Consider the following 19,892-nt stretch of genomic DNA (forward strand, 5'->3'; position numbering starts at 1 on the left):
TTCCCTCCGGACTGACGCCCTGAGCGGGCAGCAGAAGTGACCGAGGCAGGGCCGGCGCAAGCCGGCCCTTTTCGTTACACTCTCGCCATGCATCCGATTCAAGTCATCGAACGCGGCCGCGAGGACTATCAGCTGTGTTTCGACGCGATGCGCGCCTTCACCGCCGCACGCACGCCCGAGACGCCCGACCAGGTCTGGCTGGTCGAGCATCCGCCGGTCTATACCCTGGGCCAGGCGGGCGACCCCGCGCACCTGCTGGCCCCGGACGACCAGATTCCCGTCGTCCAGATCGATCGTGGCGGGCAGATCACATATCACGGTCCCGGCCAGGTCGTGGCCTACCTGTTGCTCGATCTGCGCCGCCGCCGCCTGATGGTGCGCGAGTTGGTGCACAGCATCGAGCAGGCGGTGCTGGACACGCTCGCGGCGTATAATCTCGCAGCCGAACGCAAGCCCGGCGCCCCCGGCATCTACCTGTCCGACGGGCCGCACCAGGGCGCAAAGATTGCCGCGCTCGGCCTCAAGATCCGCAACGGCTGCAGCTACCACGGCGTCAGCCTCAACGTGCAGATGGACCTGTCGCCGTTCCTGCGCATCAATCCCTGCGGCTATGCCGGGCTGGAAACAGTCGACATGGCCAGCGCGGGCGCCACCTTCGCGGCGGCGGATGCCAACGGCGACCCCTTGCCCGTGACCGCGGCACAACAACCGGAAATCGCACAGCGCCTGGCGGCAGCATTGTGCGAGGTGCTGGCAGCGCATGAAGCCCGCGCGCTGGCTGCCGAAGGAACTGCCGCCCCGGCTGAAGCAAAGCAGCCGGGTGAGACGGCCCTGGCCTCCTAGTCAAAAGCGAAATGCACGCTGAGCGCGTGCGGAGAAATGTATGAGCGACGCCCTGATCGCCACTTCCAGCGAAGCCCCGCAGTCCCCCGCGGAGCAGTATGACCCGACCCGCAAGCAGAAGTCGGCCGACAAGACCGCACGCATCCCCATCAAGATCGTGCCGGCCGAAAAGCTCAAGAAGCCGGACTGGATCCGCGTCAAGGCCGCCACCGGCAGCTCACGCTTCTACGAGATCAAGGACATTCTGCGCGCCAACAACCTGGTGACGGTGTGCGAAGAAGCCAGCTGCCCGAACATCGGTGAATGCTTCGGCAAGGGCACCGCCACGTTCATGATCATGGGCGACAAGTGCACGCGCCGCTGCCCGTTCTGCGACGTCGGCCACGGCCGCCCCGATCCGCTGGATGTGAACGAGCCGGGCAACCTGGCCCGCACCATCGCCCAGCTCAAGCTGAACTACGTGGTCATCACCAGCGTCGACCGCGACGACCTGCGTGATGGCGGCGCCCAGCACTATGTCGACTGCATCTCGCAGACGCGCGAGCTGTCGCCCATTACCCGCATCGAAGTGCTGGTGCCCGACTTCCGTGGTCGCCTGGACAAGGCGCTGGACATCCTGCAGGCGTGCCCGCCGGACGTGATGAACCACAACATGGAAACCGTGCCGCGCCTGTACAAGCAGGCCCGCCCGGGCGCGGACTATGCGCACTCGCTCAAGCTGCTGCAGGAATTCAAGCGCCGCAACCCCAACGTGCCGACCAAGTCCGGCCTGATGGTGGGCCTGGGCGAGACCGACGAGGAAATCCTCGAGGTCATGCGCGACATGCGCGCCCACGACATCGACATGCTGACCATCGGCCAGTACCTGGCGCCGTCGAACCACCACCTGCCGGTGCTGCGCTACGTGCATCCCGACACGTTCAAGATGTTCGAGGAAGAGGCTTACAAGATGGGCTTCACCCACGCCGCGGTGGGCGCGATGGTGCGCAGCTCGTACCATGCTGACCAACAGGCGCATCAGGCGGGGTTTGCCTGAGCAACAGCGCTGCACACTGATTGAGCCGAGACGGCCGGGATTTCCCGGCCGTTTTTCTTTGGTGCCCAGCCATGGTGCAGCAGGTCGCAGTGGCCCTTGCGCCCCTAGGGTCAATCCTGACTGTTTCTCCTCGTCTCATTTCGATATGATGAATTCATCGATAAATTATCGATGAAATACAAACACGTCACATTCCGGCTTGCCTGCCTAAACTGGTAGCAAATGAGCTACCGGGAATCCCATGAACTGCACCGTCCACCGACTCGCCGAGCAGGCACTGCTGTACAGCGTGGCTCCCCCCGCCTCGCTGGAGGTCCAGCGCCGCATCTGGGCGATGGCTGCCCGGGCCGCGGACTGGCGCGGGGTGGTTGACGTGGTGCCGGGCATGAACAACCTGACCGTGATCTTCGACGGCAGCGCCGACGTGGACGCGCTGGAACGCAACCTGAAGCTCGCGTGGGCCTCCGGCGAGGCGCGCAATGCCACCGGCAAGCTGGTGGAGATCCCGGTGCGCTACGGCGGCGAGCATGGCCCGGACCTGGGCGATGTGGCGGCCCATACCGGGCTGACGCCGCAGGAAGTGGTGCGCCGCCACGCTGCCGGCGAGTACGTCGTCTACTTCCTGGGCTTCCAGCCGGGATTTGCTTATATGGGCGGCCTGGCGCCGGAGCTGGCCACGCCGCGCCGGCGTGAGCCGCGCGTGGCGGTGCCGGCCGGATCGGTCGGCATTGGCGGCGAGCAGACCGGGATCTATCCTGCGGTGCTGCCGGGCGGCTGGCAGCTGATCGGGCGCACCGACGCCGAGCTCTTCGTGGCGGACCGGGATCCGCCGTCCCTGTTTGCGCCCGGCGATACCGTGCGCTTTGTCGCCGAGGAAGTCATCGCGTGATCGAAATCATTCGTCCCGGCGCGCTCGCCTCGGTGCAGGACCTGGGCCGTACCGGCTTTCGCCGTTTTGGCGTCGGCCGTTGCGGGGCGATGGACATGCTGGCGGTGGAAGTCGGCAACCGCCTGCTCGGCAATGCGCCGGGCTGCGCCGCCATTGAATTCACGTTGGGCCGCGCCGCGCTGCGCTTCCATGCCGATATGCGCTTGGCGCTGGCCGGTGCCGAATGCGGCGCCAACCTGGACGGCGTGCCGGTGTGGTCGTGGCATGCCTTTGACGTGCACAAGGGCGAGACGCTGACGCTGCCGTCGACGCGCGGCGGCACGCGCGTGTACCTGTGCGTGGCGGGCGGCATCGACGTCGAGCCGGTGATGGGCTCGCGCAGCACCGACCTGAAGTCAGGCTTCGGCGGGCTGGGCGGGCGCGCGCTGCAGGAAGGCGACCGCCTGCCGGCGGGACGCCCGGGGCTGGTGGCCGAGACCGACTGGATCGGCGTGCAGGCGCCGGCGTGGGCGCTGCCCGCCAGCATCGAGGGCAAGGCCACGCCGGTCCGGATGCTGCCGGGGCCTGAATATGAGGACTTCGACGCGGCATCGCAGGCCGCGCTGTGGCAGGCCGACTGGACCGTCACGCCCAACAGCAACCGCATGGGGCTGCGCCTGAATGGGCCCGCGCTGGCGCGGCGCGCCGAGCGCAGCGCCGACCTGCTGTCGCATGGCGTGGTGCCGGGCGTGATGCAGGTGCCGCCGGGCGGCCAGCCGATCGCGCTGATGGCCGATGCGCAAACCACTGGCGGCTACCCCAAGATCGGCGTGGTGATCGGCGCGGACCTGTGGCGGCTGGCGCAGGTGCCGCTGGGTGCGCCGGTGCGTTTCGTGCAGGTGACGCTGGCGCAGGCAGAGGCGGCGCAGGCCGAGCTGGAGCGCTACCTGCGCCAGATCGACCAGGCGCTGCGGTGGCAGGGCGATGGCATGCCCATCGGCGCGCGGCGGCGCGCACACACGCGCGTGGCCGCATAGGCGCGCACGCGCGATAGCAATCGGGCGACGCAATGCGCCGCACAGGAGAATGGCAATGCATATCGATTTGAACGCCGACCTTGGCGAAGGCTGTGACAACGACGAGGCGCTGCTGGCGCTGATCAGTTCGGCCAATATCGCATGCGGCTGGCACGCGGGGGACGCGGCTACCATGGTGCGGACGGTGAAGTGGGCGCTGGAGCGCGGCGTGGCGATCGGGGCGCACCCGAGCTACCCCGACCGCGAGAACTTCGGCCGCACCGAGATGCAGCGCGACCCGGAACACGTCTACGCCGACGTGCTGTACCAGATCGGCGCGCTCGACGCGATCGTGCGCGCGCAGGGCGGCGAGCTGCATCACGTCAAGCCGCATGGCGCGCTGTACAACCAGGCCGTGCGCGATCCGGCGCTGGCCCGCGCGATCGTGCGCGCGGTGCGCGACGTCGATGCTGACCTGGTGTTCTTCGGCCTGGCCGGCAGCCAGATGATCGATATCGCCAAGGAGGCCGGCCTGCGCGTCAAGCAGGAGGTCTTTGCCGACCGCGGCTACAACCCCGACGGCACGCTGGTCAAGCGCGGCACGCCGGGCGCGCTGCATGAGGACGAGGAAGTCGCCCTGAACCAGACCCTGACCATGGTGCGCGAGAAACGCGTGCGCGCCATCGACGGCTCCTGGGTACCGATTCAAGCCGAAACCGTGTGTCTGCACGGCGACGGCGCCCACGCGCTGGCCTTTGCGCGCCGCATCCGGGAACGGCTGGGCGCGGAAGGCATCGCGGTCCGCGCCGGCGACTGAGCACTCCGTCTCAACCGCCAGCATCCACTGCGGCCGGCCCCGTCGTGCGGTAAGACGGCTGCCGTCCGCTCGCCTCCATCACACTCGTTTGGTGTCTCTTATGGAACAGGCAGTCAATCTCTGGCCCCTTGTCGGGGTCGGCGTCATCATCATCGGCTTCGTGCTGCGCTTCAATCCCATGCTGGTGGTGGTGCTCGCCGCGCTGGCCACGGGGCTGGCCGCGCCGATGCCGCTGATGCAGATCTTCTCGGCGATCGGTACCGCCTTCGTCAAGGCGCGCAACCTGCCGCTGATCATCCTGTTGCCACTGGCCGTGATCGGCCTGCTGGAGCGGCACGGGCTGCGCGAGCATGCGCAGGCATGGATTGCGCGCATCGCGTCGGCCACGGTTGGCCGCCTGCTGATCGTCTACCTGGGCGTGCGCGAGCTGACCGCCGCGATCGGCCTGACCAGCCTGGGCGGGCACCCGCAGATGGTGCGCCCGCTGCTGGCGCCGATGGCCGAGGGCGCGGCCGAGAACCGCTTCGGCCACCTGCCCGAGCCGGTGCGCCAGCGCATCCTGGCGTTCTGCGCCGCCACCGACAATGTCGGCCTGTTCTTTGGCGAGGACATCTTCGTGGCCTTCGGCGCGATCGCGCTGATGCACACCTTCCTGCTGTCGTCGAACATCGACGTGGAGCCGCTGCGTATTGCCGTGTGGGGCATCCCCACCGCGATCTGCGCTTTCCTGATCCACGCCGTGCGCCTGAAGCGCCTGGACCGCTGGCTCGAGCGCGAGCTGGGCGGCAAGGCCGCCGCGGCCGCCGTGCCTGCCAAGAGCGCCGAGTAAGGAGCGCGCCATGATCATTTCCATCGAATATCTCTACTGGCTCGCCGGCCTGGTGCTGGCGATCACCGCGCTGATGACCTTCGCCGACCGCGAGCATCCGCGCCGCCTCAGCACCGGCCTGTTCTGGCTGCTGTACGCGATCGTATTCCTGATTGGCGACCGGCTGCCGCCGGCCGCGGTCGGCATCGGCGCGGTGGTGATGGCGCTGATTGCGGGCTTTGGCGGCGTCGGCCACGGCAAGCACCACAGCCTGCCCGAGGAAGAGCGCCGCGCCAGCGCGCGCCGCCTGGGCAACAAGCTGTTCATCCCGGCGTTGCTGATCCCGCTGGTGACCGTGATCGGCACCATGCTGTTCAAGAACGTCAAGATCGCCGGCCTGCCGCTGCTCGATCCCAAGAACGTGACCTTTGTCTCGCTGGGGATCGGCTGCCTGATCTCGCTGGCGGTGGTGTGCTGGCTCACGCGCGACACCGTGGCGCAGGGCCTGCGCGAGTCGCGCCGGCTGACCGAGTCGCTGGGCTGGGCACTGGTGTTGCCGCAGATGCTGGCGATGCTGGGCCTGGTGTTCGCCGACGCGGGCGTGGGCAAGGCCGTGGCGCACCTGTCCACCGCCTATATCAACATGGACTACAAGCTGGTGGCGGTGGCGGTCTACTGCGTGGGCATGGCGCTGTTCACGGTGATCATGGGCAATGGCTTCGCGGCCTTCCCGGTGATGACCGGCGGCGTGGGCGTGCCGATCCTGGTCGGCATGTTCGGCGGCAACCCGGCGGTGATGGCGGCGATCGGCATGTTCTCGGGCTATTGCGGCACGCTGATGACGCCGATGGCGGCCAACTTCAATATCGTGCCGGCGGCGCTGCTGGAACTCGACGACAAGAACGCCGTGATCCGCGCGCAGGTGCCGACCGCGCTGGCGATCCTGGTGGCCAATATCGCGCTGCTGTACTTCCTGATGTAACCGCGGAGCCCCGCCATGCGTACTGTGCTGCTGACCGGCTTCGAGCCGTTTGAGAATGAACCGATCAATCCCTCATGGGAGGCCGTGCGCGCGCTCGACGGCGAGCGCGTGGGCGACGCCGTGATCGTGGCGCGGCAGCTGCCGTGCGTGTTCGGCGCGGCGATCGACACCATCGGCGAGCTGGTCGACGTGCTGCGGCCCGCGCTGGTGATCGCCGTGGGCCAGGCTGGCGGGCGCGCCGAGATGTCGGTGGAGCGCGTGGCGATCAATGTCGACGATGCGCGCATTGCCGACAACGCCGGCGCCCAGCCGATCGATACCGCCATCGTCGCAGGCGGCCCGGCCGCCTACTTTGCCACGCTGCCGATCAAGGCGATGGTGCGCGACATGCGCGCGGCGGGGGTGCCGGCCTCGGTTTCGCAGACCGCCGGCACCTTCGTCTGCAACCATGTCTTCTACGGGCTGATGTACCGGCTGGCGCAGCAGCCGGATGGCGACGTGCGCGGTGGCTTCATCCACATCCCCTACCTGCCCGAGCAGGCGGCGCGCCATCCGGGCCAGCCCAGCCTGGCGCAGGAAACGCTGGTGAAGGGATTGCGCGCGGCGGTGGCGACGGCGCTGTCGACCCGCGCCGATGTGCGCGAGCAAGGCGGCCAACTGCACTAGGCCCGCCAGCGCTATTCCTGGGTACCGGCCGCGGCCGCCTCACGGCGCGCCGCGGCCTTTTTCCTGGCGTGGCGGCGCAGGCTGACCTGTTCGAAGCGCCAGATCACATAGCAGAACGCCAGGAACGGCCACAGCCAGCCCAGCCATTGCGCCAGGCTGTTGAAGTGGATAAAGCGGCCCATGCGCCAGCCTTGCTCCGAGATCCACGCATAGGGGTTGGATGGCAGCACATTGGTCAGCACCACCAGCACGATCAGCGCCACCATCGCCAGCACCGCGCGCAGCCAGCGTGGCAGGTACAGCAGCAGCGCCAGCACCAGCGAGCTGGTCAGCAAGGCAAAGCGCCCGCCTTCGGACAGCCAGACAAAGGCGCTCTCGGACGGAAACTGCAGTTCGGCAGCAGTGGCCTTGAGCAGCAGCGCCGCCGCCAGCAGGCCGGCCAGGATGCGCAGCATCGGCGCGCTGCGGCGCATCGCGATCGAGGCAAACAGGCCCGTGCCGACCCAGCTGCTGGCGGTCACCAGCGATTCCAGCAACTGCTGGCTCTGCATGTCCTCGGGCCGCAAGCCGATATGGTCCTGCCAGGCCTCCAGCTGCGGGAACACCATCTGCAGCACCTGCATCGGCCAGGATTCCGGGTCGGTCAGCCATTCGCGCACGATGCCGCCCATGCCGAACAGGTGCTCTTGCGGAAACACCTGCGCAAACGGCCACAGCAGCAGCAGGATGATGGCAAAGCTGGCGTGGGGCTCGAACCACGCATGGCGCAGGCGCGTCAGGCGCCCGTCGTCGATCAGTGCCCGGGTGAACGGCGCCACCACCGCGCCGCCCAGCAGCGCACCCAGCGCATTGGTGATCAGGTCGATATTGGAGGAGATGCGGCTTGGCAGCCAGGTCTGGAAGGCCTCCATGCAGGCCGACAGCAGCGCCCCGGCCACCAGTGCCACCAGCGTGGCGCGCCCGCCCGACATGCGCGGATGCAGCGACAGCACCACCAGCGCGCCGAACGGGAAGTATCCCAGCACATTGGTCAGCAGGTCGAAGTCGGTGATGTAGCGCGGCTTGGGCGCGCTCAGGAAGGCAAACGGCGAAACGCCGTTGTCGACCCAGCCCGAGAACGGGTACAGGCTGGCGTACACGACCAGCAGCGTGAAGCAAATCAGCCCCACGCGGGCGAGCGGCGAGTGCTGCGGGCCGCTGGCTTCCGGCGTTGGCTGAGCCGCCGGGGGCGGCGCGGAGGGCGGCGGGGGAGCCGGCTCCATGGCGTGTCTCCTTGCGTGTTTACTTTAGCCGCAGCGTGCCGACCCAGTCGAGCAGCGCCGCGATCACCGCGTCGCTGGCCTCGGCCAGCGCCTTGACGCCGCCGGCCCCGTCGGCGCTGGCCCCGGGCCGGCGCGCCTCGAAGGTCTGCTGGCCGAGCATGCCTTGCTGGAACACCGTGGCGCGCAGCCGCACCACGCCTTCGCTGGTGGTGGCGCTGTCGAACACCTGGTCGAACTCGATCAGGTCCACCTTCAACGCCGGCACGCTACTGTCGCCGAACCAGCTCAGCGTGCCGCGCGCGGCCACGGCCTCGCGCAGCCGCTCGTCGAACAGGCGCGTGGGCGACATCACCCAGCGTTGCGTGGCGTAGGCCTGCAGGCGCTGCGCCTGCGCATACTGCAGCCGATAGAAGAGGGCGTTGCCGTCCAGCCAGTTGGGCCCGTCGGTCTGTGCCACGCGCAGTTTGGGCAGCCGCGCCGGCGCGGGGTTCCCGTTGCCGGGGGTGGCGGCGGCCGGCGGGCCGAGATCGTAGGTGACGGTGGGGTTGTTGCCGCGCGTCAGCGCGCAGCCCGACAGCGCCAGCCCCGCGGCGGCCAGCAGCAGGGCGGCCTGGAGGCGGGAGCGCGCGGATCGGAGAAAGCGTGGCATCTCGGTCGCAGGGTTCACGGCGGTATCTCGCGGTTGGCGGTATCGGGTGAGGGGTGGCATGCGGGCCGCGCTATGGTGCGCTGAAGCCCGGCTCGCCCGGGCCCGGGGCAGGCGCGGGCGCGCCGAACAGCACGCTGCTCGGGCTCTCGTTGAACTGGCCGGCGGCGCGCTCGAAGGTGCGCGCGGTCTGGCGCGCGTCGCGCGCCAGACCATTGAGCTGCGGCAGAGTCTCTTCGCTGAAGGTGCCTGCCGCGGACTGCACCGACGAGGCCGCGCCCTGCATGTCGCGCCCGACGCTGTCGACGGTGCGCATCACCGTGCCGTTGGGGTTGGCCAGCTCCTGCGTCAGGCGCCGGGTCGATTCCAGCGTGGCGTTCAGGTTCTCGGTCACCTTCGGCAGCCGGTTGGCGGCCGGGCCCAGGGAATCGGACAGCCGCGAGTAGTCTTCCGCGGTCTTGCGCACCGCATGGATCGCGGCCATCAGCTCAGTGCGGTTGGCGCTCTGGAACATGTCGTTGAGCGAGGTCATCATGGTCTCGACCTGCGTCAGCAGCGAATCGCCGCGCTTTTCCAGCTCTTCGAAGAAGCCGGGGCGCATGGCGATGCGTGCCACCGCCTTGGGCGAGGTCGGCAGCGGCGGCGAAGCCGTGGCGCCGTCGTGCGTGGCGCTGTCGTCCAGTTGCACGTAGGCGATTCCGGTCACGCCCTGGAAGCCCAGCGTGCCATAGGTGGTGCGCGTGATCGGCGTGTCCTTGTTGACGTTGACGCGCACAATGATCTGGCCCGGCACCTGCGGGTCGAACTTGATCGACTCGACCTTGCCCACCGCCAGCCCGCGGTATTTCACGTCGCCCTGCGGCTGCAGGCCGTTGACGGTGGCGCGCGTGATCAGGTCGTATGGCACGCGCACGGCGTGGTCGCTGCTGAACCAGAAGATTGCGAACAACACCAGCACGGCCAGGCCGATGGTGAACACGCCGGCAAGGAACGCGTGTGACTTGTTTTCCATCATGCTTCTCCAGGGGGCGCCGCATCCGGCTGCCCGTGCGGTGGCAGCGCCTGCATGGCGCGCTGGGCGCGCTCGCCCAGGAAATACTCGCGGATGAAGGGGTGGTCCACCTTCACCACTTCAGGGATCGGCGCCGCGGCGATCACCTTGTGGTCCGCCAGCACCGCGACGCGGTCGGACAATGCCACCAGCGTGTCCAGGTCGTGCGTGATCATCACCACGGTCAGGCCCAGTTCGCGGCGCAGTTCGCGGATTAGCCGCACGTAGTCGTCCGAAGCCATCGGGTCCAGCCCGGCGGTGGGCTCGTCCAGGAACAGCAGTTCCGGCTCCAGCGCCAGCGCGCGCGCCAACGCCACGCGCTTGATCATGCCCCCGGACAGGTCCGCCGGCATCTTGTCGGCATCGCGCGCCGACAGCCCCACCAGCTGCAGCTTGAGCAGCGCCGCCTGGCAGATCAGGTTGTCGGGCAGCGCGCGTAGCTCGCGCAGCGGCAGCGCGATATTGTCGATCACCGACAGCGCCGAGAACAGCGCGCCGCGCTGGAACTGCAGCCCCCAGCGGTTGCGCAGCGCCTGCAGCTGCGCCGGGCGCAGCCGGGTCGGGTCTTCGCCGAACACCTTGATGGAGCCCGACGTGGGACGCTCCAGCCCCACGATCTGGCGCAGCAGTACGGTCTTGCCGCTGCCCGAGCCGCCAACGATGGACAGCACCTCGTCGCGGTAAACGTCCAGGTTCACATGGTCATGCACCACCGCCTTGCCGAAGCGCTTGACCAGGTCGCGCACCTCGATGACCGGGGTGCGGTCCGCCTTGCGGTCCGGCTTGCGTCCGGGTTTGCCGTCCGGCGTGGCGTTCGCTTGCGCCGCGCTCACAGGCCCACGTCCTTGAACAGGATGGCGAAGACCGCGTCGGCCAGGATCACCATGGTGATCGCGGTCACCACCGAGGCGGTGGTGCCTTCGCCCAGGCTTTGCGTATTGGGCTTGATGCGCAGCCCGAAGTGGCATGCGGTCAGCGCGATCAGGATGCCGAACACCACCCCCTTGCCCAGTCCGAGCCACAGGTTGGCCACCGGCACCGCATCGGGCAGCTCGCGCAGGAAGAAGGTGGCGCTGATGCCCAGCTGCCAGCGCGCGGCCAGGATGCCGCCCGCCAGCGCCATCACGTCGGTCCAGGCCACCAGCAGCGGCATGGCGATGGCCAGGGCGATCACGCGCGGCATGATCAGCCGGAAGCCGTGCGAGATGCCCATCACAAGCATCGCATCGAGCTCTTCGGTCACGCGCATCACGCCGATCTGCGCGGTGATGGCCGAACCCGAGCGGCCCGCGATCAGGATCGCCGCCAGCACCGGCCCCAGCTCGCGGATCACCGCCATGCCCAGGATGTTGACGATAAAGGTGCTGGCGCCAAACGTGCGCAACTGGTTGGCCGACAGGTACGACAGCACGATGCCGATCAGGAAGCCGACCAGCGCGGTGATGCCAAGCGCCTTGTAGCCCACGTTGTAGATATTGGCCGAGATCTCGCGCCAGGGGCCGCGCTGGGGCATGCGTGCAAAGCGCAGCAGGTCGAAGGTCAGCTGGCCCAGCATGCTGACGCCGCGGCCCAGCTGCGCGCCGAACGACAGCACGCTCGCGCCGAACAGCGTAACCGGGTTGAAGCGGTCCACCATGTGCTTCTTCCAGCCCTCGTCGTGCACTGCGGCGATGCGCTCGAACACGCGGCGCTGGCCTTCGCTGGCATCGAGCCGCTGCGGCAGCGCGCCGTTCCAGGCCTGCCACAGCAGTTGCCCGCCGATATGGTCCAGCCGCTCGACGCCGGCCAGCGACCACTGCGCGCTGTCTGGTGCCTGCGCCAGCTCATGCAGTTTCGCGCGCAGCTGCCGCGCCTGGTGGCAGCCGGCCAGGGCGAGCGCGGTCCAGTCGCCACGCAGCGCTACGCTGACGGTTCCGTCCCCGCGCGTGATATGGAAGTCTGGCGTCGTCTGGCGTTCCAAGGGCATGCGATGTGATGGCCGAGTCTCGATTCTAAGCCACCCGCCCCGCTGGCGCGACCGCGCCGTGCCGAGGCGGCGGCGCGGCTACAATGCGGCATCTGCAGCAGGCACTTGGGGCTCAGCCCTGCCCCCGCCTGTGTTTTCCACGATCGCCATCGATCCCAGCCCTTTGCCGCGCATGTCCGCCGTTCCTCCGACTCCATCCGACCCTTCCTCCCCATCCGGCGCCAACTGGCGCATCGATGCCGGCGCGCTGCGCGGCATGCTGTCGCCCGCGTTGAGCGACTGGACGCTGGAGCTGGTGGAAGAAACCGGCTCCACCAATGCCGACCTGACCGCGGCCTGCCGCCAGGCGCCGTGGTCCGACGCCGGCAGGCTGCGCCTGGCCTACCGCCAGACCGCCGGGCGCGGGCGCCAGGGCCGGCCGTGGCAGGGGCAGGCAGGCATGACCTTCTCGGTGGCACTGCCGCTGGCGCTGGCGCCGGCGCAGCTGAGCGGCCTGAGCCTGGCCGTGGGCCTGGCGCTGGCCGAGGCCCTGGGCGATGTCGAGGCGGGCCTCGGCGCACGGATCGGGCTGAAATGGCCCAATGACCTCCAGATCGATGAGCGCAAGCTGGCCGGCATCCTGATCGAGGCGGTGCCCGCCGGGCCGCAGCGGGTCTGGGCCGTGATCGGCATCGGCCTGAACCTGGTGCGCGACGCGCAGATGGAAGCGGCACTGGGCCGCGAGCTGGCGGGCGTGGCCGAGGCCATGCCCGGCTTCGACGCGCAGCGCGATGCCCCGCGCCTGCTGGCCGCGCTGCTGGAGCGGCTGGCGGCCATGCGCACCGCGTTCCTGGCGCACGGTTTCGGGCCGATGGCGCGGCGCTGGTCCGCGGCCGATGCCTACCGCGACCAGCCGGTGCGGCTGCTGCACGAGGGCAAGGTGATCGCCGAAGGCATGGCGCGCGGCGTCGACGAGGCCGGCCACCTGCTGCTGGAAACGCCGGCGGGGCTTGAGCGCATCGCCAGCGGCGAGCTGTCGCTGCGGCCCGCGCCGGGGCAGGGAGGCACCGCATGAGCGCGCCGCACCTGCTGATCGATATCGGCAATACCCGCCTCAAGTGGGCCTGGTGCGAAGCCGGTGCGGCGCTGCCCGCCACTGACGCGCTGCCCACGCCGTGGCAGCACGGCGGCGCGGTCGCCCATGCCGACGCCGGCGCGCTGCAGGCGCTGGCCGCTGACCTGCGCGCGCTGCGCGGCAGCGGGCCGATGCCGTCGGTGTGGATCAGCAATGTCGCCGGACCGGTGATTGCGGCCGCCGTGGATGCAGCGCTGGCCGAGGCCTTCGGGGGCTGTGCGCCGGTGCAATGGGTGCGCAGCGCCGCCGCGCAAGGCAACCTGGCCAACGGCTACCGCGAGCCCACGCAACTGGGCGTGGACCGCTGGGTCGGCGCCATCGGCGCGCACCGCTGGCTGCCGCACGACACGCTGCTGGTGGTGACCGCGGGCACCGCCACCACGCTGGATATCGTCACGGCCGCGGCGGACGGCAGCGCGCGCTTCGAAGGCGGCCTGATCCTGCCCGGCCTGGCACTGATGCTGGGCACGCTGGCGCGCAACACCGCGCAGCTGCCGGCACTGGACGTGGACGATGCCGGCACCGTGGCGGGCGCGCACCTGCGTTGGGCCGACAACACGCACGACGCCATTGCCGCAGGCTGCCTGGCCGCGCAGGCCGGCGCCATCGAACGCACCTGGCGCGCGCTGGGCGAGCGCGGGCCGGCGCGTCGCCCCGTGCGCTGCCTGCTGTCCGGCGGTGCCCGCGGCGCGCTGGCTGGCGCGCTCGCGGTGCCGTTCGAGATGCACGATAATCTGGTGCTGCTTGGCCTGCACGCGATGGCATCGGCCGGCGCCTAGCGCGCAGCGCAACTTCTCACACGCCTCAATCCACCCCGACCCATGACCGCCCCAGGCCAGCCCGCCCGGCCACGCTCGCCGCGCATCGTCCCGCTGTTGCTGCTGCTCGCCAATGCCATGCTGCTGGGGGCGGTGCTCGGGGTGTTCGGCGCGAATCCGCTGGCCGGCTGGTTTGAAACGCCGCGTGAGCCGCAGCGGCTGCAGCAGCAGGTACGTGGGGAACGGATGCGGGTGCAGGCACCAGCGTCGGCACCAGCGGCGGATGCCGCACCGCGCAGCGCGCTGCCGTCGGCCACGCTGGCTGCCTGCATCGAGATCGGTGGCTTCAGCGCCCAGGCGGCGCGCCGCGCCACTGAAGACCTGGCCGCCGCCGCGCTGCGCGTGGAAGCGTTCGCGCGGCAGGAACAGGTGCGCTGGTGGGTCCATCTGCCCGCGCAGCCCACGCGCGAGCATGCCGAGCGCAAGCTGGCCGAACTGCGCCGGCGCAATGTGACGGAGTACTCGCTGGTGACCGCCGGCACGCCCGAGGCCACGACCTATACGGTGTCGCTGGGCCTCTTCCGCGAGCGCGAGCATGCCGAGCAATATCTCGATTCCCTGCGCGGCCACGGCGTGCGCACCGCCATGTTGACCGACGCCGCGCGGCCGCTCACGCGGCAGTGGCTGCGCGTGCGCGATGCCGACGATGCGGCGCGCGCCCGGCTCGAGGCCATGCGCCAGCGCTACGGCGCCGAGGACGTGCTGGCCTGCTCCTGAGCAACCTGATCAGCCTTAGCTGCCCTGGCGTACCCTGGTCAGCAGCTTGGTGGTCGAGCGGTCGTGCAGGAAGGGGATGGCGTAGGCCTGGCCGCCCCAGCTGCGCACCAGCCGGGTTTCTTCCAGCGTGTCGATGTCGTAGTCGCCGCCCTTGACGTAGATGTCGGGGCGCACCAGGCGGATCAGTTCCACCGGGGTCTGTTCGCGGAACATCGTGACCAGGTCGACCGACTCCAGCGCGGCCAGCAGCGCCATGCGGTCCGATTCATGGTTCAGCGGGCGGTCGTCGCCCTTGCCCAGCATCTTCACGGAAGCATCGCTGTTGACGCCGACCACCAGGCTCGCGCCCAGTGCGCGCGCCTGTGCCAGGTAGGTGGCATGGCCGCGGTGCAGGATGTCGAAGACACCATTGGTGAACACCAGCGGGCGCGGCAAGGTGGCGATGCGCGCGGCCAGCGCGGCGGGGGTGTCAGGCAGGGTCAGCTTGGATTCGAAAGCGGGTACGGACATGGGGTCGGCATCGGAAAGTGGAGGCCAGCCCCTGGTCGGAGCCGGCGTGCTTGCCCGAGATGGTACCCCTTCTTGTGATCTCTGCCGGCGGTGGGCCCTGGTTACCCCGTCACGCACAGCCTGCCGGATCGACAACCGGCCTGGCCTGCTGCCACACCGGGAACTGCGAGGCATGACACCACGAATTAAATGAATTCGTAATGCTGGATTTACAGCGCATTGAGTGTCAGGATAATCGTCGCGTGCTTTAAATATTTTATTTTCGGATATAAGTTTATTCGACGAACGGGCGCCAGCCATGGGTTTGCCGCCGCTGCGTGACAGCATGGCAGTACATGGGACGGGAATGAATGATGTAGTAACCGGCTACTACCTGCATCGTAGTCGGCTCGTTTATCATGCCAGGCGCTTGATTTTCCAGGATTAGGAAAACAGTCATGCAGAATACCCGCCACAACCGGATCAGGCCCGGTGCGCCGCGGCGGGTCGCATTTGTCGGGAATGCGTCCAGGCAATAGAAGGGCAAAAAAAAGCCCCGCTTCGGCGGGGCTTTTTTTCGTGCTGTCGGACTGGCCGCTCAGGCTTGCGCCGGCTGGGCCCCGCCCGTGCCTTGCAGGCTGGCGTTCAGTTCCTTGCGGTAACGGTTCAGGTCCTGCACCGTTTCGAAGGTGCGTTCGAACAGCAGCGACATATTGTGCAGGATCCGTTCGATGACCTTCTTCTCCCAGCCTTCGTCAAAGCGGATCTGCTCGTCCAGCCAGTGCTCGAGCCAGTCCGGGTCCGGCAGGCGCGACTGCACCGTGTCGTTGGGGAACAGCGCCTTGTTGACGTGCAGGTTGGTCGGGTGCAGCGGCTTCTCGGTGCGGCGGGCCGAGGCCATCAGCACGCCGATCTTGGCAAAGGCGGCGCGCGCGCTGTCGCCGAACTGTGCCAGGTACTTCTTCATGTAGCGCAGGTAGGCGCCGCCATGGCGGGCTTCATCCTGCGACAGGGTGCGGTAGATATGCTTGATCACCGGTTCCGTGTGCCATTCGGCGGCGCGGCGGTACCAGTGGTTCAGGCGGATCTCGCCGCAGAAATGCAGCATCAGGGTTTCCAGCGGCGGGGCCGGGTCGAACTCGAAGCGCACCGCGTGCAGTTCTTCCTCGGTCGGCACCAGGTCCGGGCGGAAGCGGCGCAGGTACTCCATCAGCACCAGCGAGTGCTTCTGTTCCTCAAAGAACCAGATGCTCATGAACGCCGAAAAATCAGAATCGTGGCGATTGTCGCGCAGGAACATCTCGGTCGCGGGCAGGGCGGACCATTCCGTGATCGCGTTCATGCGAATGGTCTTGGCCTGGTCGTCCGTCAGCATGCTGGCGTCAAAGGTATCCCAGGGGATGTCCTTGTCCATGTGCCAGCGGACGGCTTCCAACGATTTGAACAGTTCGGGGTAGAGCATGGTAAACCTTTGAAATTACGGGCAGATTCTACCAGATGCGAATTATTCTCTTCTCCTTTTTTAGTTCGGATCGGGGCAAATGCAACGCTTTTTGACGCGATTTGGCGCAGCCGGCAGCATATTGCGGGCGATCAGCGCAACGATGACACGTCAATGTGCCAGCCGCGGCGCCTGGCCGCACGCCATGTGCTGGCGGGTGCTCAGGGCGAAAGCGCGCGCTCGCCCGCCGGCAGCGCGGCCGGTGGCGTGCCCGGGACGATGCCGAACAGGAACGCCGCCAGCTCGTCCGCCTGGGCCTCGGCGTCGCGCTCGCCCAGCGCCATCAGGGCCTGGGTGAAGGCGGGTTCGAACAGCAGGTAGCTGGCAAAGGCGGCGCCGCGCGCCTCGGTGCCGCCCAGTGGCGCCAGCAGGGCGCGCACCGTGCGCGGCAGCTGCTTCTGGTGCTCGGCGGCAATGGCTTCGATCGGCTCGCTGGGGGCGATCGTCATCACCTGCACCGGGCGCCAGCCCTCGCGGTCGCCGGCCAGCTCCGGCATGCGCGCCAGCAAGCGGTTGATATGCAGCAGCCGCTCCAGGTCGGCGTTGAGTCCGTCCAGGAAGATGCTGGCCAGCGCCTGCCCGCCCACCTGCGCCAGCGACGGGTAGCCGCCGGCCGGCATGGTGTCGTACCAGCCCGAGCGCTGGCGCGAGGCCGCGCCGATCGCCAGCACGCGCGACGCGCCCAGGTGGATCGCCGGCGACAGCGGCGACATCTGCCGCATGGTGCCGTCGCCGAACCACTCATGGTGGCCGTCCAGCTCCAGCGGCATCGCCGGGAACAGGAACGGAATCGACGCCGATGCCAGCAGGTGGTCCACCGTGATCTGCGCCGGGATCGCAATGCGCTGGCTGCGGTGCCACGGATGGATGCGGTGGTGCGACTGGTAGAAGGTCACGTGGCGCCCGGTGCTGTAGGACAGCGCGGTGACCGCGAAGGCATGCAGCGCACCGCTGTCCAGGCTGGCCTGCACGCGCTCGGGCTCGAACAGCTCGCCCAGCATGCTGCCCAGCGGGGTGTTGTCGAACAGGGCACGGGGCGCGCGCCGCTGCGTGGCCCAGCCCAGCGCCAGCGTCGACAGCCAGCGCGCGCCCGAAATTCCCACGCGCAGCACGTCGGTGCGGTAGACGTCGTCGGCATGGATGCTGTGCCACAGCGCCGCCAGGCTCTGTGTGGCGGCCTGGAAGTCCCCCGCCTGGATCGCCAGCCCGGCGCCGTTGATCGCGCCTGCCGAGGTCCCGGCGATGATGCCGAAGGGCATCGCGCCATGGCCCTTGCCGTGCCGCGCGGCAATGCGTGCCAGCCCGCTCAGCACGCCCGCCTGGTAGGCGGCGCGCGCGCCGCCGCCCATCATGATCAGCGCGGTGGCGGCGGGGTTGGGTCCGGATTGCAGCGCGGGGTGGGGGGCCGGGAAGGACTCGCGATGCATTGCGTTGGCGTGGCGAATTGTTGGGAGTTTTTGGCTGTCAGGCTGCGCTGCTGCCGTTGGGGCCGTGGCCGCCGCCGCCGTTGTTGCCGCCGTTCTTGCCATTGTCATCGCCGTTGCCCGCGTCCTTGGCCGGCTTTGCCTTGGCTGCCTTCTTGGCCGGCGCCTTCTTTACAGGCGCCTTCCTGGCGGCAGGCTTGCCCGTGCCGGCGGAGGCGGCCTTGCCAGGCGCGGCCGTCTTCGGCTTTGCCGCAGCCGCTTGCGCTGCGGCTTCGGGGCCGGCCGCGGCGCCGAAGCCGCCCATGCCGAACGGGGCGATGCTGGCCGCGGCGGCGCTGCTGGCGATCTGGTTGAACTGCTGTTGCAGCAGGTCCCACCACAGCGCGGCGTTGGGGGGCAAGGCGGAATCGGTGTCGCTTGCCGCAGCCTGCGGCTGCTCGGCGGCAGGCGGCTCAGGTTGCGCACCGCTGCCGCCATCCGCGCCGGCGGCGCGCTCCGGCGCCGCGGCACTGGGCGTGTTGGCCGCGCGTGCGACGTTTTCCATCGCGGACTGCATGGCGTCGGGCGACAGCGCGTTGCCGAAGGTCTGCAGCGCCACCAGCGTGGCGCGCTGCACTTCCAGGCCCTGGATGGTGGTGCGCAGCAGGTTGGTGTTCAACTGCAGCCAGCTCTCCACGGCCTTCAGGTCGGCAATGCGCTTGTCGAGGTCGTCGAGGTCCATCGGCGGCGTCATCGCCTGCAGGCCGGGCATCAGGCCGGCGGGCATGCCGCTGCCGCTGCCCCACAGCCGGCGCATGAAGTCAAAGCCGTTGGTGAAATCGGGAATCTGTCCGAACATGGTCGAGCGCTCCGTGTGCGGCGCAGCCCCGGGGTTGGCCAGGAGGGCCCGTCGGGCCGGCGGCTGCGTCGTCGTTACCTGAACTGTGGCGGCCGCTTCTGGCGCAGGCTCGCCACGCCTTCGTGCACGTCGGGGCCGGCAAAGCCCATAAATTCAAGCGCCAGCGAGGTATCGAAGGCGGGGCCGGCCATGCGCAGCCAGTTGTTGAGGGCATACTTGGTCCAGCGGATCGCGGTCTGCGACCCGGCCGCCAGCCGGTTGGCCACCTCGAACGCGCGCGCCACCAGTTCGTCCTCTTCCACCGCCAGCGAGACCAGGCCGATCCGCTCGGCTTCCTCGCCGCTGACCGACTCGCACAGCATCAGATAGTACTTGGCCTTGGCCATTCCGCACAGCAGCGGCCACACGATGGCGGCATGGTCGCCCGCGGCCACGCCCAGCCGGGTATGGCCGTCGACGATGCGCGCGGTCCTTGCCGCGATCGAAATATCGGCCAGCAGGCCGGCCACCAGCCCGGCGCCGACGGCGGGGCCGTGCATGGCGGAGACCACCGGCTTGTCGCAATTGATGACGTTGTAGACCAGGTCGCGCGCCTCATGCCAGACGCGGGTACGGGTCTCGAAATCGTTGGCCATGTCCTCGACCAGGGCCAGGTCGCCGCCGGCCGAGAAGCCCTTGCCCTCGCCGCGGATCAGCGCCACGCGCACCTCGGGGTCGGCGGAGACGTCGCGCCAGATCTCGGCCAGCTCGCGGTGCATGTTGGCGTCGGCCGTGGCCAGCTTCTGGTTGGCCGACTGGGCCGCGCCCATGATGATTTCGAGGATGGGGCCGTGGCGGCGCAGCGTCAGTGCGCGATAGCGCTCGTAGCGGGGGGAGAGGGGTGTGGAGTCAGCGGTGGGGGTAGTCATTGGGGGCCTGAGAAGTACGGGGGTTAGCGGCGCGCCGCATGCATCGTTGATTTGCCAACCGATCGGTCGGTTAATTATATGCATATCCGGCTCGCCGCCGCACCCCGCGGCCCCAACGTGCG

Annotated in this window: 21 protein-coding genes; 11 read left to right on the top strand and 10 right to left on the bottom strand. The window is 68.9% G+C overall.

The features are described from left to right. Positions 1 to 87 precede the first annotated feature (87 nt). The 8 genes from lipB (at position 88) to pcp (ending at position 7,036) form a co-directional block, all read left to right on the top strand. Positions 88 to 843, top strand: coding sequence for a lipoyl(octanoyl) transferase LipB (gene lipB / locus KB879_RS00495; RefSeq protein WP_211980526.1), 756 nt, complete (start codon positions 88 to 90; stop codon positions 841 to 843). 40 nt (positions 844 to 883) lie between these two features. Beyond that, positions 884 to 1,879, top strand: a complete 996-nt coding sequence (lipA, locus tag KB879_RS00500) for a lipoyl synthase (RefSeq protein ID WP_013955210.1) — start codon at positions 884 to 886, stop codon at positions 1,877 to 1,879. 241 nt (positions 1,880 to 2,120) lie between these two features. After that, positions 2,121 to 2,768, top strand: a complete 648-nt coding sequence (pxpB, locus tag KB879_RS00505; RefSeq protein ID WP_114133774.1) for a 5-oxoprolinase subunit PxpB — start codon at positions 2,121 to 2,123, stop codon at positions 2,766 to 2,768. Continuing rightward, a complete protein-coding gene (locus KB879_RS00510) occupies positions 2,765 to 3,784 on the top strand; it encodes a biotin-dependent carboxyltransferase family protein (RefSeq protein WP_211980527.1) in 1,020 nt (339 codons plus the stop codon). The genes pxpB and KB879_RS00510 overlap by 4 nt, the downstream gene beginning before the upstream one ends. A gap of 55 nt (positions 3,785 to 3,839) precedes the next feature. Further along, complete coding sequence (gene pxpA / locus KB879_RS00515) at positions 3,840 to 4,580, top strand: 5-oxoprolinase subunit PxpA (RefSeq protein WP_013955213.1); 741 nt, start codon at positions 3,840 to 3,842, stop codon at positions 4,578 to 4,580. 100 nt (positions 4,581 to 4,680) lie between these two features. Next, positions 4,681 to 5,409: a DUF969 domain-containing protein gene (locus KB879_RS00520; protein ID WP_013955214.1), complete on the top strand. Its 729-nt coding sequence runs from the start codon at positions 4,681 to 4,683 to the stop codon at positions 5,407 to 5,409. 10 nt (positions 5,410 to 5,419) lie between these two features. Continuing rightward, a complete protein-coding gene (locus tag KB879_RS00525) occupies positions 5,420 to 6,370 on the top strand; it encodes a DUF979 domain-containing protein (RefSeq protein ID WP_013955215.1) in 951 nt (316 codons plus the stop codon). Between the two features lie 15 nt (positions 6,371 to 6,385). Then, positions 6,386 to 7,036, top strand: a complete 651-nt coding sequence (gene pcp / locus KB879_RS00530) for a pyroglutamyl-peptidase I (protein WP_211980528.1) — start codon at positions 6,386 to 6,388, stop codon at positions 7,034 to 7,036. Positions 7,037 to 7,047: 11 nt separating this feature from the next. On the opposite strand, the gene KB879_RS00535 is transcribed toward pcp, so the two are convergent. From KB879_RS00535 to KB879_RS00555, 5 genes are read right to left on the bottom strand one after another with little or no spacing between them, the layout of a single operon-like run. Next, positions 7,048 to 8,298, bottom strand: a complete 1,251-nt coding sequence (locus KB879_RS00535; RefSeq protein ID WP_211980529.1) for a VanZ family protein — start codon at positions 8,296 to 8,298, stop codon at positions 7,048 to 7,050. Positions 8,299 to 8,317: 19 nt separating this feature from the next. Then, the gene (locus tag KB879_RS00540) at positions 8,318 to 9,007 is read right to left on the bottom strand and encodes an ABC-type transport auxiliary lipoprotein family protein (RefSeq protein WP_211980530.1); all 690 of its coding nucleotides are present in this window, start codon (positions 9,005 to 9,007) and stop codon (positions 8,318 to 8,320) included. A gap of 10 nt (positions 9,008 to 9,017) precedes the next feature. Next, the gene (locus KB879_RS00545) at positions 9,018 to 9,959 is read right to left on the bottom strand and encodes an MlaD family protein (protein WP_013955219.1); all 942 of its coding nucleotides are present in this window, start codon (positions 9,957 to 9,959) and stop codon (positions 9,018 to 9,020) included. After that, positions 9,956 to 10,828, bottom strand: a complete 873-nt coding sequence (locus tag KB879_RS00550; RefSeq protein WP_013955220.1) for an ABC transporter ATP-binding protein — start codon at positions 10,826 to 10,828, stop codon at positions 9,956 to 9,958. Before KB879_RS00550 ends, KB879_RS00545 begins: the two co-directional genes overlap by 4 nt. Beyond that, positions 10,825 to 11,961, bottom strand: a complete 1,137-nt coding sequence (locus tag KB879_RS00555) for an ABC transporter permease (RefSeq protein ID WP_211980531.1) — start codon at positions 11,959 to 11,961, stop codon at positions 10,825 to 10,827. The genes KB879_RS00550 and KB879_RS00555 overlap by 4 nt, the downstream gene beginning before the upstream one ends. A gap of 172 nt (positions 11,962 to 12,133) precedes the next feature. Here KB879_RS00555 and KB879_RS00560 point away from each other — a divergent pair, with 172 nt between their 5' ends. Genes KB879_RS00560 through KB879_RS00570 form a run of 3 tightly spaced genes read left to right on the top strand, consistent with a single transcriptional unit; the run spans position 12,134 to position 14,610 of the window. Then, on the top strand, positions 12,134 to 13,015 hold the full coding sequence (locus KB879_RS00560; RefSeq protein ID WP_211980532.1) for a biotin--[acetyl-CoA-carboxylase] ligase: 882 nt from the start codon (positions 12,134 to 12,136) through the stop codon (positions 13,013 to 13,015). Further along, on the top strand, positions 13,012 to 13,854 hold the full coding sequence (locus tag KB879_RS00565; protein ID WP_211980533.1) for a type III pantothenate kinase: 843 nt from the start codon (positions 13,012 to 13,014) through the stop codon (positions 13,852 to 13,854). Before KB879_RS00560 ends, KB879_RS00565 begins: the two co-directional genes overlap by 4 nt. 42 nt (positions 13,855 to 13,896) lie before the next feature. Next, on the top strand, positions 13,897 to 14,610 hold the full coding sequence (locus KB879_RS00570) for an SPOR domain-containing protein (protein WP_211980534.1): 714 nt from the start codon (positions 13,897 to 13,899) through the stop codon (positions 14,608 to 14,610). Between the two features lie 15 nt (positions 14,611 to 14,625). On the opposite strand, the gene rfaE2 is transcribed toward KB879_RS00570, so the two are convergent. The 5 genes from rfaE2 to KB879_RS00595 form a co-directional block, all read right to left on the bottom strand. Continuing rightward, positions 14,626 to 15,120 carry a D-glycero-beta-D-manno-heptose 1-phosphate adenylyltransferase gene (gene rfaE2 / locus KB879_RS00575; RefSeq protein ID WP_211980535.1) on the bottom strand — a complete coding sequence of 165 codons (495 nt, stop codon included), beginning with the start codon at positions 15,118 to 15,120 and terminating at the stop codon, positions 14,626 to 14,628. Between the two features lie 577 nt (positions 15,121 to 15,697). Beyond that, the gene (locus KB879_RS00580; RefSeq protein ID WP_013955226.1) at positions 15,698 to 16,561 is read right to left on the bottom strand and encodes a ferritin; all 864 of its coding nucleotides are present in this window, start codon (positions 16,559 to 16,561) and stop codon (positions 15,698 to 15,700) included. 200 nt (positions 16,562 to 16,761) lie between these two features. Further along, on the bottom strand, positions 16,762 to 18,027 hold the full coding sequence (locus KB879_RS00585) for a patatin-like phospholipase family protein (RefSeq protein WP_211980536.1): 1,266 nt from the start codon (positions 18,025 to 18,027) through the stop codon (positions 16,762 to 16,764). 37 nt (positions 18,028 to 18,064) lie between these two features. Then, positions 18,065 to 18,862 carry a polyhydroxybutyrate granule multifunctional regulator PhaM gene (gene phaM / locus KB879_RS00590; protein ID WP_211980537.1) on the bottom strand — a complete coding sequence of 266 codons (798 nt, stop codon included), beginning with the start codon at positions 18,860 to 18,862 and terminating at the stop codon, positions 18,065 to 18,067. A gap of 74 nt (positions 18,863 to 18,936) precedes the next feature. Beyond that, the gene (locus KB879_RS00595) at positions 18,937 to 19,770 is read right to left on the bottom strand and encodes an enoyl-CoA hydratase/isomerase family protein (protein WP_013955229.1); all 834 of its coding nucleotides are present in this window, start codon (positions 19,768 to 19,770) and stop codon (positions 18,937 to 18,939) included. Positions 19,771 to 19,892: the final 122 nt, after the last annotated feature.

Origin of the sequence: Cupriavidus sp. KK10 (assembly GCF_018223725.1) — a bacterium.
GTDB classification, from domain to species: domain Bacteria; phylum Pseudomonadota; class Gammaproteobacteria; order Burkholderiales; family Burkholderiaceae; genus Cupriavidus; species Cupriavidus necator.

Excerpts from the sequence above, each read along its gene's own strand:
- KB879_RS00545 (WP_013955219.1), bottom strand. The coding sequence starts at position 9,959 with ATGATGGAAAACAAGTCACACGCGTTCCTTGCCGGCGTGTTCACCATC.
- pxpB (WP_114133774.1), top strand. The coding sequence starts at position 2,121 with ATGAACTGCACCGTCCACCGACTCGCCGAGCAGGCACTGCTGTACAGC.
- KB879_RS00595 (WP_013955229.1), bottom strand. The coding sequence starts at position 19,770 with ATGACTACCCCCACCGCTGACTCCACACCCCTCTCCCCCCGCTACGAG.
- lipB (WP_211980526.1), top strand. The coding sequence starts at position 88 with ATGCATCCGATTCAAGTCATCGAACGCGGCCGCGAGGACTATCAGCTG.
- KB879_RS00570 (WP_211980534.1), top strand. The coding sequence starts at position 13,897 with ATGACCGCCCCAGGCCAGCCCGCCCGGCCACGCTCGCCGCGCATCGTC.
- rfaE2 (WP_211980535.1), bottom strand. The coding sequence starts at position 15,120 with ATGTCCGTACCCGCTTTCGAATCCAAGCTGACCCTGCCTGACACCCCC.
- KB879_RS00525 (WP_013955215.1), top strand. The coding sequence starts at position 5,420 with ATGATCATTTCCATCGAATATCTCTACTGGCTCGCCGGCCTGGTGCTG.
- KB879_RS00520 (WP_013955214.1), top strand. The coding sequence starts at position 4,681 with ATGGAACAGGCAGTCAATCTCTGGCCCCTTGTCGGGGTCGGCGTCATC.
- KB879_RS00555 (WP_211980531.1), bottom strand. The coding sequence starts at position 11,961 with ATGCCCTTGGAACGCCAGACGACGCCAGACTTCCATATCACGCGCGGG.
- KB879_RS00540 (WP_211980530.1), bottom strand. The coding sequence starts at position 9,007 with ATGCCACCCCTCACCCGATACCGCCAACCGCGAGATACCGCCGTGAAC.
- KB879_RS00535 (WP_211980529.1), bottom strand. The coding sequence starts at position 8,298 with ATGGAGCCGGCTCCCCCGCCGCCCTCCGCGCCGCCCCCGGCGGCTCAG.
- pcp (WP_211980528.1), top strand. The coding sequence starts at position 6,386 with ATGCGTACTGTGCTGCTGACCGGCTTCGAGCCGTTTGAGAATGAACCG.
- phaM (WP_211980537.1), bottom strand. The coding sequence starts at position 18,862 with ATGTTCGGACAGATTCCCGATTTCACCAACGGCTTTGACTTCATGCGC.
- KB879_RS00580 (WP_013955226.1), bottom strand. The coding sequence starts at position 16,561 with ATGCTCTACCCCGAACTGTTCAAATCGTTGGAAGCCGTCCGCTGGCAC.
- lipA (WP_013955210.1), top strand. The coding sequence starts at position 884 with ATGAGCGACGCCCTGATCGCCACTTCCAGCGAAGCCCCGCAGTCCCCC.
- KB879_RS00585 (WP_211980536.1), bottom strand. The coding sequence starts at position 18,027 with ATGCATCGCGAGTCCTTCCCGGCCCCCCACCCCGCGCTGCAATCCGGA.
- pxpA (WP_013955213.1), top strand. The coding sequence starts at position 3,840 with ATGCATATCGATTTGAACGCCGACCTTGGCGAAGGCTGTGACAACGAC.
- KB879_RS00565 (WP_211980533.1), top strand. The coding sequence starts at position 13,012 with ATGAGCGCGCCGCACCTGCTGATCGATATCGGCAATACCCGCCTCAAG.
- KB879_RS00560 (WP_211980532.1), top strand. The coding sequence starts at position 12,134 with ATGTCCGCCGTTCCTCCGACTCCATCCGACCCTTCCTCCCCATCCGGC.